Source organism: Trichococcus sp. (genome assembly GCF_055118575.1).
The window spans coordinates 1-11,334 of the sequence record NZ_JBSQPW010000049.1 but is presented as its reverse complement, the minus strand read 5'-3'; the positions used below and the strand labels follow the sequence as shown (position 1 = coordinate 11,334).

11 protein-coding genes are annotated in these 11,334 nt (G+C 47.2%); all 11 read left to right on the top strand.

From position 1 onward, the window contains the following. Positions 1-462: 462 nt before the first annotated feature. The 11 genes from rnc to rplS all read left to right on the top strand — a co-directional run bounded on the left by rnc (position 463) and on the right by rplS (position 11,183). Entirely contained in the window at positions 463-1,152 is a 690-nt protein-coding gene (gene rnc, locus ACTCCX_RS11675; protein ID WP_463276151.1) for a ribonuclease III, read from the top strand. 31 nt (positions 1,153-1,183) lie between these two features. After that, positions 1,184-4,744 (top strand): chromosome segregation protein SMC, encoded by a 3,561-nt coding sequence (gene smc / locus ACTCCX_RS11670; RefSeq protein ID WP_463276150.1) that lies wholly within the window; start codon positions 1,184-1,186, stop codon positions 4,742-4,744. Between the two features lie 14 nt (positions 4,745-4,758). After that, the gene (gene yidA, locus ACTCCX_RS11665; RefSeq protein WP_463276149.1) at positions 4,759-5,571 is read left to right on the top strand and encodes a sugar-phosphatase; all 813 of its coding nucleotides are present in this window, start codon (positions 4,759-4,761) and stop codon (positions 5,569-5,571) included. A gap of 32 nt (positions 5,572-5,603) precedes the next feature. Next, positions 5,604-6,617, top strand: coding sequence for a signal recognition particle-docking protein FtsY (gene ftsY, locus ACTCCX_RS11660; RefSeq protein WP_463276148.1), 1,014 nt, complete (start codon positions 5,604-5,606; stop codon positions 6,615-6,617). Positions 6,618-6,838: 221 nt separating this feature from the next. Further along, positions 6,839-7,186 carry a putative DNA-binding protein gene (locus ACTCCX_RS11655; RefSeq protein ID WP_463276147.1) on the top strand — a complete coding sequence of 116 codons (348 nt, stop codon included), beginning with the start codon at positions 6,839-6,841 and terminating at the stop codon, positions 7,184-7,186. 20 nt (positions 7,187-7,206) lie between these two features. Continuing rightward, positions 7,207-8,619, top strand: coding sequence for a signal recognition particle protein (gene ffh / locus ACTCCX_RS11650; RefSeq protein ID WP_463276146.1), 1,413 nt, complete (start codon positions 7,207-7,209; stop codon positions 8,617-8,619). Positions 8,620-8,711: 92 nt separating this feature from the next. Then, on the top strand, positions 8,712-8,984 hold the full coding sequence (gene rpsP / locus ACTCCX_RS11645; RefSeq protein WP_068560440.1) for a 30S ribosomal protein S16: 273 nt from the start codon (positions 8,712-8,714) through the stop codon (positions 8,982-8,984). Between the two features lie 13 nt (positions 8,985-8,997). Then, complete coding sequence (locus tag ACTCCX_RS11640) at positions 8,998-9,243, top strand: KH domain-containing protein (RefSeq protein WP_068560443.1); 246 nt, start codon at positions 8,998-9,000, stop codon at positions 9,241-9,243. A 158-nt stretch (positions 9,244-9,401) separates the two neighbouring features. Continuing rightward, positions 9,402-9,917 (top strand): ribosome maturation factor RimM, encoded by a 516-nt coding sequence (gene rimM, locus ACTCCX_RS11635; RefSeq protein WP_463276145.1) that lies wholly within the window; start codon positions 9,402-9,404, stop codon positions 9,915-9,917. Further along, positions 9,917-10,672, top strand: a complete 756-nt coding sequence (trmD, locus tag ACTCCX_RS11630; protein ID WP_463276144.1) for a tRNA (guanosine(37)-N1)-methyltransferase TrmD — start codon at positions 9,917-9,919, stop codon at positions 10,670-10,672. Before rimM ends, trmD begins: the two co-directional genes overlap by 1 nt. Before the next feature lie 157 nt (positions 10,673-10,829). Then, positions 10,830-11,183: a 50S ribosomal protein L19 gene (rplS, locus tag ACTCCX_RS11625; protein ID WP_086941638.1), complete on the top strand. Its 354-nt coding sequence runs from the start codon at positions 10,830-10,832 to the stop codon at positions 11,181-11,183. Positions 11,184-11,334 lie beyond the last annotated feature (151 nt).

Below are 11,334 nucleotides of genomic sequence, written 5' to 3'. Positions count from 1 at the left end.
GGCAGAGTCTGCTTACTCAAGATACTGAACCGCCGTGTACGGAACCGTACGCACGGTGGTGTGAGAGGTCGGAGCCTAAAGGCTCCTCCTACTCGATTGGATGTAACAAAGGTTTTCAGCCGCAGAGCAAACCATCCGTTCACACGGGTGGTTTTGATTGCGATGCCAAAGTGTTGGATGTTCCTCAGCTATTCGGTAATTCCGGTCCGACAGGATGTTAAATTGTGGAATGTTTCTCGACATTCGATAATTTCGGCTTAATCGGGAATTGAATCGTCGGATCTACCTCAACTATTCGACAATTTGGCTTTCCGCACTAATCATTTTTGACGAATTCTGATCGTTCGTCCATAGACTAAATTTGCGTGCTTATGGAACGCATTTGTCGTATAATGAAAAAGGACGCTATTTTCAAGAGTGCCTTGACAGCAAGGCGTCCATTCAAAGAAAGGAGGGAACAAATTGGAAAAAATAGTCAAACAAATAGCAACTGACTTCTCTATCGTTTTCAGGAATGAGAAACTTTTGCATGAAGCATTTACCCATTCATCTTATGTGAATGAGCATCGTCATCTGGCATTGCAGGACAATGAGCGGTTGGAATTTTTGGGTGACGCGGTCCTGGAAGTCATCATCTCCGATTATTTGTTTCATACTTATGATACGTGGCATGAAGGCAAAATGACCCGTCTGCGTGCGCAAATCGTCTGTGAGCCAAGCTTATCCGCCTTCGCGAAGGACTGTCATTTCGACTCTTACATCCGTTTGGGTAAAGGGGAAGAGAACATGGGCGGAAGGCAACGGCCGGCTTTGCTGTGTGATGTATTCGAAGCGTTCATCGGGGCCGTTTATCTTGACCAAGGAATCGAAGCCGCCAGAAAATTCATTAACCAAGTCATGATCACAAAATTAAACGAGGATGCTTTTTCACATGTGATGGATCATAAGACCAGCCTGCAGGAAGAACTGCAAAAAAATGGGGACGTGGATATCCAATATATCCTTCTGAACGAAGACGGCCCTGCACATGCAAAGCAGTTCGATGTGGAGGTCCGGGCATTCGGAAAAGTGCTGGGTCAAGGGCAAGGTCCAAGCAAAAAAGCTGCTGAACAGAAAGCGGCCCAGAACGCTTTGGAATCTCTAAAAAAATGAAAAGCAAGTTTCACCGGAAAGGATGTTATCTTTGCATCTTGAAAGAATAGAAATGTCGGGTTTCAAATCATTCGCCGACAAAACCGTAATCGAATTTGATGAAGGGGTGACAGCGGTAGTAGGGCCGAACGGAAGCGGCAAGAGCAATCTTTCGGAAGCTGTCCGCTGGGTCTTGGGAGAACAATCCGCAAAAAATCTGCGTGGTAAAAAAATGGATGATATCGTTTTTGCGGGGTCGCAGACCCGCAAGCCTGTCAACATTGCCGAAGTGACCCTCATCCTGAACAACGAGGACGGATTCCTCCCGCTGGAATTCAGCGAAGTCAGCATCACCAGGAGATACAACCGCAATGGCGACAGCGATTGCTTCATCAACAAAAAGCCATGCCGCTTGAAAGACATAACGGAATTGTTGATGGATTCGGGCATCGGAAAAGATTCTTTTTCGATGATTTCGCAAGGGAAAGTTGAACAAATTTTTCAGAATAAACCCGAGGACAGAAGGATCATCCTTGAAGAGGCTGCTGGGGTAGCCAGATACAAGAACCGCAAAACGAGCGCTGAACGCAAGCTGTCCCAAACGGAAGAACATCTGAACCGGATTGAGGATATCCTGCATGAGATCAATAGCCAACTCGCTCCACTGGAAATCCAGCGGAAAACGGCGTTGGCTTACAAGGATAAAAAAGCATTACTGAGCGAAATCGAAATTGCTTTGACCGCTTTTGAAATAGAGAGGCTGAACGCGCAGTGGCAAGTGAGCAAACGCGAACTGGCCGAATATGACCGAAAAATCAGTACGGAAGAACGGTCCCTTGCCGGCACACAGGCTGCCCTGCAGGACCTGAAGCAAAAGGTGGATGTTTGCGACGAACAGTTGGAAGCACTGCAGAACGGCTATGTCACTGTCATCCAGAAATTGGAACAGTTGGAAGGCCAAAAGCAAATTTTCCAGCAACGAGCGATGTACTCATCTAAGAACCAAGAAGAGCAGGCTCGGATCATCGCTGAGAAAGAGGCGCTGATCAAGACGGAAAAAACCAATCTGACGGTATTGCGGACCGAACTCGCAGCGAAAGTGGAAGCCAGGAAAGAACTTTCGGAAAAAAGAGCGAGTCTTTCCGAAAAAGAAGCACAACTGACGCAAAATAAGGCGGAGCTTGTCCAGCAACTACGGAACGATTACATCAACAGGCTGCAGGAACAATCCAGCAACCGGAACACAACCGTCCATCTTGAAAAAGAAATGACGCTCGCCATGGAACAGGAGCAGCGTTTCCTTTCGAAGGGAGACGAGCTCAGGAAGATTCTGCGCCAGTTGAAAGCGAAACAGCAATCATTGAATGAGGAATACGTTCAGTTTGTTGAAGAGCATGCCACTATGGAATCGGAACTCCAGGTTTGCAAACAAAACAGCTTTCAGCTTGTTTCAAAGCTCCAAAAACTGAACGCAGAGCTGGATAGCGTAACCAGAAATCTGCAACAGGCGGAAGCGCGTAGAGAGAGCCAGCAGGAGCTTGATGACAGCTATGCCAGCTATTATCAAGGCGTAAAGGAAATGCTGAGGCGTAGAGAAAGCGTTCCAGGTATCCGTGGTCCCGTTGCTGAATTGATCCAAGTTCCCGAAAAATATACTTTAGCCATCGAAATCGCGCTGGGAGCCACGATGCAACATATCGTGGTGGCGGATGAGCGCACCGCTTCCCAATGCATCGGCATTCTAAAAGCTCAACACCTCGGGCGCGCCACATTTCTTCCGATGTCAGTCATCCAAGGCAAGACTTTGCCAGCCACTGCAAGGGCGACACTGGCAAACAGTCCGGGATATATCGGCATCGCGAATGAGCTGGTCGGGCATGAGGAAATGTACAGCGCAATCGTCAGCAGTCTGCTGGGGACGACAATCGTCGCATCAAACATTCAGGAAGGCCTGCAGATTTCAAAAAAATTGCAGAGTCGCTATCGGATCGTAACGCTCGAAGGGGATGTCATCCACGCGGGCGGATCGATGACGGGTGGCGCGACGAGGCGTCAGCAAGAAGCATCCTTATTGGCCCGTAAAAACAATTTGAACAAGTTGACCGAATATGTACAACAGTTATCCGTCCAACACAATCAGCTGAAACGGGAACAAGAGAAATGGTCACTGCAGCAAAAAAGTCTGCAGGAAGAATTGGATGACAAACGCCAAAAAGCGACAATCAAACAGTTCGAATTGCAGCAAAGAGAAGCTTCCTTACAACAAGTGACAGCTGAAATTGCGACAAAAGAAAAAGAAACAGCTGCTCACGAATATGAAAAGCGCATGTTTTATGAAGAAAAAGAGGACAGACAAACGCGACTGGCTCAAGCCCAGCGGAATTTGTTGATCCTCAACAATGAAATCGACCAGCTTCAGAAGGATATTGCGGAATCCAGCCTGAATGAAGAAGAGCGCTTGAAACTGCTTCAGGACGTTCAGCTGAACCGCCAGCAAGCAGATCAGGAGCTTGCTGTCCTGCAAGAGCAGGAAAAGCAATTGCGGCGTGATGTGAAACAGTCGACCGAACGCATCCAAACGGAACAGGAAGCCATCAGCTCATTGAAGGGCAAACAAGATCAAGTCGCTAAGCTGGCCGATACGGAGACGCTCACCATCCAAGAGATCACAACGCAGCTGAAGTCCGCCAGTGCAGAAAAAGAGCGATTCGATGCAGAATTAAGACAATTACGGGAGCAAAAAAAACAAACCGAACAAAATCGTGCTCTTCAGGAAACCGAACAGAACGAAAAAAATAAAAACCTCCAAAAACTATGGAGTGAGCACGCCAAACTGGAGACAAACGCTGGACGCTACGAAATCGCCATCGACCACCACCTTGCGCACTTGAGCGAGGAGTACGGTCTCAGCTTCGAAGCTGCGAAACAAGACCATCACTTGACCCAAGAGCCCGAAGAGGCAGCCCGACAAGTTAAAAAGCTGAAAAAAGACATCGAGGAGTTGGGTCCGATCAATATGGGGGCGATTGAGGAATATGATCGCATTTCCGAAAGATTCATTTTCCTTTCGGAACAGCAAACGGATCTGCTTTCTGCCCGAGGGAATCTCCTGAATACGATGAACGAAATGGACGATGAAGTCCGGTTGCGTTTCAAGGAGACTTTCATCCAGATCAAAAAGCAATTCGAAAAAACCTTCCCGAAATTATTCGGCGGCGGCAAAGCGACGTTGGAGCTGACTGATCCGAACGACCTGTTGGAAACTGGAATTGAAATTGTAGCGCAACCGCCAGGCAAAAAACTTCAGCAACTCAGTCTGCTCTCAGGAGGGGAAAAAGCATTCACTGCGATTGCACTTCTGTTCGCCATCATCGAGGTCAAACCGGTGCCGTTCTGCATCTTGGATGAAGTGGAGGCTGCCTTGGATGAGGCGAATGTATCCCGCTTCGGAAAATACTTGGCCGCATCGACCGAATTGACACAGTTCATCGTGATCACCCATCGCAAGGGAACGATGGAAGAAGCGGATGCATTGTACGGTGTGACCATGCAGGATTCCGGGGTTTCCCGTTTGGCATCAGTCAAATTTGAAGATTATGAAGACATAGGTTAAGGGGATGAAGATAAATGATTAAATTGATAGCACTCGACTTGGATGGCACCTTGCTGAATCCAGACAAAGAAATCAGCGAAGCGAACAAGCAAGCCATCCACCGCGCCAGGGAAGCCGGCGTAAAGATCGTCCTGTGCACAGGACGTCCACTCATGGGCATCAAGGCTTACGTGGATGAACTGGACCTGCTTCAAGCAGAAGATTACTCCATCACCTACAACGGTGGCTTGGTCCAAAAAAATAAGACATCGGAAATCATTTCCCAAAAGGTACTGAATTACGGTCAGATCGTGGAACTCTATGATTTGAGCAAGGAACTGAATATCCCGATGAACATGCTGGACCTGGAATTCGTATACGAACCGGAATACCCGGAAGGCAGGGAGTCCTTGTATAAGAGCCTGCAGAGTTCGAGCTTGCCGTTCATTGAGAAAAAGATTGAAGATTTTCAGGAACAACATGCATTCAATAAGGTTGTTTTCTGCATTGCTCCTGCTGTCTTGGATGAAGCGATCGCCAAAATACCAGCGGACTTCTACAGTAGATATTCGATGATGAAATCACGTCCGCTTCTGTTTGAAGTCATGCATCCTGAAGTCGATAAAGGCAACGGGATAGCGGCTTTGTGCGATCACTTGGGGTTCACTGCCGATGAGGTGATGGCTTGCGGGGATGAGGAGAATGATTTGGCGATGCTGGATTTTGCGGGCGTAAGTGTCGCGATGGGCAACGCTCCCGACAAAATCAAGGAACGGGCGAGTTTCGTCACGAAGACAAACGCAGAAGATGGCGTCGCACACGCTATCGAAACGTTCGTCTTTGCGTAAAGACAGCCTGGCATAAGAGAGGAAGTGTTCAGATGGGATTATTTGATCGCATAAAACGTGCATTTACAGGTGAAGATGTCGTTCAGACACCGGTAACCGAAGAAACTAAGATTGTCATCGATAAATTCGACAAAGGCATGGAGAAGACACGCAAAAGCTTTTCCGAGAAGATGAATGAACTGTTCGCCGGCTTCAGAGAAGTGGATGAAGAATTCTTTGACGATTTGGAGGAAACACTGATTTCCGCAGACGTCGGGTTTGATATGACGCTAGCACTGTCGGATGTGCTGCGTGATGAAGTCAAAATGAAGAACGTGCGCACAGGGGAACAAGTGAAGAATGTAATCATCGAAAAAATGGTCGAAATCTATGAAAAAGGCCAGACGGAATTGCCTACCATCAAAACAAATGAGAACGGGCCGACCGTCATCCTGTTTGTGGGTGTAAACGGGGTGGGGAAAACGACGACCATCGGCAAATATGCTCATCAGTTGAAGAATAAAGGGAATAAGGTCTTGTTGGCGGCCGGAGATACTTTCCGGGCTGGCGCAATCGAACAGCTGGAAGTTTGGGGCGAACGTGTAGGCGTTCCGGTCGTGACCAGCGACGCAAAAAGTGATCCGGCTTCCGTCGTATATGATGCCTTGAAGCAAGCCAAAGAAGAAAAGTACGACTATCTCCTGATCGACACTGCCGGAAGACTCCAGAACAAAGTGAACCTGATGAAGGAATTGGAGAAAATCAATCGGATCATTGCCAGGGAAATCCCCGGCGGCGCAACCGAAACGTTGTTGGTGCTGGATGCCACGACGGGACAGAACGCTTTGATCCAAGCGAAACAATTCAAAGAAACGACAGATGTCACCGGCCTGATCCTGACGAAATTGGATGGCACGGCGAAAGGCGGCGTCATCCTAGCGATCCGTCAGGAATTGGATATACCCGTCAAATTTGTGGGTTTGGGCGAAGGCCTGGATGATCTGCAGGCCTTCGATCCGGAACAATACATCTATGGACTCGTAAAGGATCTGCTAGAGAAAAAATAGGCAAGCGGGTTGTCCCGCCGGCTTAGGCACGTTTCATAGCAAAAGGCGACATAAGCCTGGTCAGGCCGACAATCCCGATGCGATTGCCGGCCTGACCTTACTTTTGTTGCGGCAGTAAGACCGCGGTACAATTTGTGGTTGACTAAGTTTGGCAAAATCGGTAATCTAATGAAGTGTAAAGATTTTTTCTTGACAATCCGTACGAGAAGGAAGGTATTCTGATGGAACTGGAAAAAACCAATAATATGAATACTCTTTATGAATTCTATAATGTTCTGTTGACGAACAAACAGAAAGGTTATCTTTCTTTGTATTATGGCGATGACTATTCGTTAGGCGAAATCGCTGAAGAATTCGAGGTCAGCAGGCAGGCGGTGTACGACAACATCAAGCGCACCGAAAAGATTCTGATGGATTATGAGCAGAAGTTGAAATTGGCGCAAAACTATAGCCTCCGAAATAAAAAGTTGGACGAACTGGCGAATTACGCCGAAGAAACCTATCCCGCAGACAGAACTTTACAGAGCTTGATCAACAATCTGGAAGAACTGGATGACAAAGACGAATAAACAGTAAGGAAGTGGCAAATATGGCATTTGAAGGGTTGTCCGAGCGTCTCCAAGGCGCGATGACCAAAATCGGCAAAAAAGGCAAAATCACGGAAGCCGATCTGAAGGAAATGATGCGTGAAGTACGTCTGGCTTTGCTGGAAGCCGACGTGAATTTTAAAGTCGTAAAAGAATTCGTTAAAAAAGTGAACGAACGGGCGTTGGGTTCCGACGTGCTCGAGTCGCTTTCGCCGACACAACAAGTCATCAAAATCGTCAACGAAGAGCTGACGGAATTGATGGGCGGGCAGCAAGAACCATTCCAATTTTCCGCCAAGCCACCGACCGTTGTAATGATGGTCGGCCTGCAGGGTGCCGGTAAGACAACGACTGCCGGGAAACTTGCCAACTACATGAAGAAAAAAGAAAACAAACGCCCAATGCTGGTAGCCGCCGACGTCTATCGTCCAGCGGCCATCAATCAGTTGCAGACTTTGGGTAAACAATTGGATTTCCCGGTGTATGCATTGGGAACCGAGGCAAATCCGGTGGACATAGCGAAACAAGCCGTTGAACAGGCCAAACTCGATGGCCGCGATCTGGTCATCATCGATACGGCGGGACGTCTGCACGTGGATGAAGTATTGATGACAGAGCTGAAGAACATCAAAGCTGCAGTCAATCCTACCGAGATTCTGTTTACGGTGGACGCCATGACGGGGCAAGACGCCGTAAACGTGGCACAATCCTTCAATGAACAGCTCGGCATAACCGGTGTCATCCTTACCAAACTGGATGGGGACACGCGCGGAGGGGCTGCGTTGTCCATCCGTTCCGTAACCGGAAAGCCGATCAAATTTACGGGTCAAGGAGAGAAATTGGAAGATTTTGAACCATTCTACCCTGAACGCATGTCTTCCAGAATCCTGGGCATGGGCGATCTGATGACATTGATCGAACGCGCACAACAAGATTTTGATGAGACTAAGGCTGCAGAAATGGCCGCAAAAATACGCGAAAATACCTTCAATTTCAATGACTTCATTGAGCAGATGGATCAGGTCACCAACATGGGGCCGCTTGAGGACCTTCTGAAGATGATACCGGGCATGAGCAATGTTCCGGGACTGGATCAAATGAAGATCGATCCTAAAGATGTCGCTCACATGAAAGCGATCGTGCTGTCGATGACGCCCGCTGAACGCGAAAACCCTGAGCTTCTGTCCCAAAGCAGGCGCAGAAGGATTGCGAAAGGTTCCGCAAGATCATTGGCGGAAGTCAACCGTCTGATCAAGCAGTTCAACGAATCCAGAGATATGATGAACAAGATGTCCAAAGGCAATTTTGCAGGGATGGAAGGTCTGCTTGGTCAAGGCCCGAAAGGCAAGATGGGTAAACTTGCCATGCAGCAGATGGCCAGACGGATGAACAAAAAGAAGAAAAAGAAAAAATAATAGGTAGTGTAAAGAAAAAATACTTTACAACTAAAATGAAAACTGGTAATATATAAAAATGTGAGATATAGATATATGGAGGTGTTATATAAATGGCAGTTAAAATTCGTTTAAAACGTATGGGTTCTAAAAGAAACCCGTTTTACCGCGTCGTTGTAGCTGATTCACGTTCTCCACGTGATGGACGTTTCATCGAAAAAGTAGGTACATACAATCCAGTTGTTGAACCAGCTGAAGTTAAATTTGACGAAGAGTTGGTTTTGAAATGGTTAGCTGAGGGTGCACAACCTTCTGATACAGTTCGTAACTTACTTTCTCAACAAGGTATTATGAAAAAATTCCACGACTCTAAGTTAGCTAAATAAAAGGGTGGTTTAAATGCCTGAAATTTCAGATTTAATCCTGACAATTGTCAAACCTTTGATCGTCCATGATGACAAGATGTCCATCGAAATCAAAGAGACAAGTGAGTTCATGGAATATCACTTGCATCTTGATGCCGAAGATGTCGGCCGTGTGATCGGGAAACAGGGACGTGTCGCCAGAGCGATCCGTACAATTGTATACAGTGTCAGAACCAAAGGCACAAAACGTGTCCGCCTTGTAATCGAAGGGGCCGAATAATCCGCTCCGATTGCGGGTCCGGTCTTTTCCACTCAGTGGATGCCTAACTTAATAGCGAATAGATAGAAGCGGATGATGATACAATTGTAGCAATTATCCCTTCTATTTTATTATGTACAGATTTTTTTGCAGGACGATTCAGTAAGGAGAGGTGAAAAATGGATAAATTTTATGATGTCGGAAAAGTTGTGAATACGCAAGGACTAAAGGGTGAAGTGCGTGTTATTTCGAGCACTGACTTTGCGGATGAACGTTACAAAAAAGGGGCTACGCTTTACCTGTTCCGCGATAACAGCGAGCCGATCACGTTAAAGGTTGCCAGCCACCGGGTGCACAAGAATTTCAACATGCTGACATTCGAGGGCTATAACCGGATCGAAGAAGTCGAGCCGTTCAAAGGGGGAACCCTAAAAGTTTCGGAATCGCAGTTGGAGGACCTATCGGATCATGAGTTCTATTATCATGAAATCATCGGATTGTCTGTCGTCAGTGATGCCGGCGAAAAATTGGGGACCATCAAAGAAATTTTGCCGCTTGGGGCCAATGATGTTTGGGTTGTATCCAGACCGGGCCAAAAAGATCTGTTGGTGCCTTATATCGCTTCTGTAGTCGAGAAGGTATCCCTGGAAGAACAACAGGTGACAATCCACGTGCTAGAAGGAATGATGGACTGATGAAGATAGATGTATTGACGTTGTTTCCGGCGATGTTCGAAGGCCCGATGTCCGAATCGATCATCGGAAAAGCGATCGAGAGCGGTCGTGTTTCAATCACTTGCACGAACTTCCGCGATTATTCCGAAAACAAACACAATTCCGTCGATGATTATCCTTTCGGCGGTGGGGCGGGCATGCTGTTGCGCGCGCAACCGATAGTGGACGCGCTGACGGACATCGAGGTCCATTCGCCCGAAACAAAAAAAAGAATCGTTCTTTTGGATCCATCCGGAAAAACCTTCAATCAGGAACTGGCTGAGGAATTCGCCGAGGAAGAGCACCTTGTCTTCATCTGCGGCCATTACGAGGGCTTCGATGAGCGTATCAAGCAACATGTGACGGACGAAATCTCGATCGGAGATTATGTTTTGACCGGCGGCGAACTGGGCGCGATGGTCATGATTGATGCGACGGTCCGGTTATTGCCGGCGGTGTTAGGGAATGAACAGTCGAACAAGACCGATTCTTTTTCGACGGGCCTGCTCGAGCATCCCCAGTATACGCGACCGCGCGATTTCCGCGGAGATGTCGTTCCTGAAGTGCTTTTCAGCGGCAACCACCAAAAAATTGCTGACTGGCAAGAAAAGGAATCTTTGCGCAAAACTTGGCTGAGGCGTCCAGAAATGCTGAAAAAGATTACCTTGTCGAAAAAACAGCAAGCGTGGTTGGATGAGATATTCCTGGAAGAAAAGGCTGACGAGCAAGTGCAATAACGCGCCCTGAAATTCAAACAATGTAAATGAAAAATACTTTACACGTCAAAATTATTGTGGTAGAATTCTACAGGTGAGCAGAGAGACTGCTCGATAAAACGATATTCCGCTGTGCAGAATGATTGTGTATGAATGTCGGTTGGAAGGAGAAAAAAACATGAGTCAATTACCATTGATTGAAGCAATTACACAAGGGCAATTACGTAGTGATATTCCTGCATTCCGTCCTGGAGACACTGTTCGCGTCCACGCTCGCGTAGTCGAAGGAACAAGAGAACGTATCCAATTATTCGAAGGCGTAGTCATCAAACGTCGCGGATTCGGAATCAGCGAAACATATACAGTACGTAAAATTTCCAACGGTATCGGTGTGGAACGTACATTCCCATTGCATACGCCACGTGTAGCTCAAATCGAAGTCGTTCGCTTCGGTAAAGTGCGTCGTGCAAAACTTTACTACTTGCGCGCATTACACGGAAAAGCTGCTCGTATCAGAGAAAGACGTCGTTAATATTCCGCATGTCATATGGAAAGGTCTGGACTTCGGTTCCGGACCTTTTTTGTATAGCAGGAAAGTATAAAATTTTTCGAATTGAAAAGTGCTTCACCGTAGGTGTTTCACAGGTTTCCAAAATGTTTCATGCGCCTAAAATGATGGCCAG

Bases quoted from the DNA above. Each gene is read 5' to 3' on its own strand.
- yidA (WP_463276149.1), top strand. From the start codon at position 4,759: ATGATTAAATTGATAGCACTCGACTTGGATGGCACCTTGCTGAATCCA.
- ftsY (WP_463276148.1), top strand. From the start codon at position 5,604: ATGGGATTATTTGATCGCATAAAACGTGCATTTACAGGTGAAGATGTC.
- ACTCCX_RS11655 (WP_463276147.1), top strand. From the start codon at position 6,839: ATGGAACTGGAAAAAACCAATAATATGAATACTCTTTATGAATTCTAT.
- ffh (WP_463276146.1), top strand. From the start codon at position 7,207: ATGGCATTTGAAGGGTTGTCCGAGCGTCTCCAAGGCGCGATGACCAAA.
- rpsP (WP_068560440.1), top strand. From the start codon at position 8,712: ATGGCAGTTAAAATTCGTTTAAAACGTATGGGTTCTAAAAGAAACCCG.
- ACTCCX_RS11640 (WP_068560443.1), top strand. From the start codon at position 8,998: ATGCCTGAAATTTCAGATTTAATCCTGACAATTGTCAAACCTTTGATC.
- rimM (WP_463276145.1), top strand. From the start codon at position 9,402: ATGGATAAATTTTATGATGTCGGAAAAGTTGTGAATACGCAAGGACTA.
- trmD (WP_463276144.1), top strand. From the start codon at position 9,917: ATGAAGATAGATGTATTGACGTTGTTTCCGGCGATGTTCGAAGGCCCG.
- rplS (WP_086941638.1), top strand. From the start codon at position 10,830: ATGAGTCAATTACCATTGATTGAAGCAATTACACAAGGGCAATTACGT.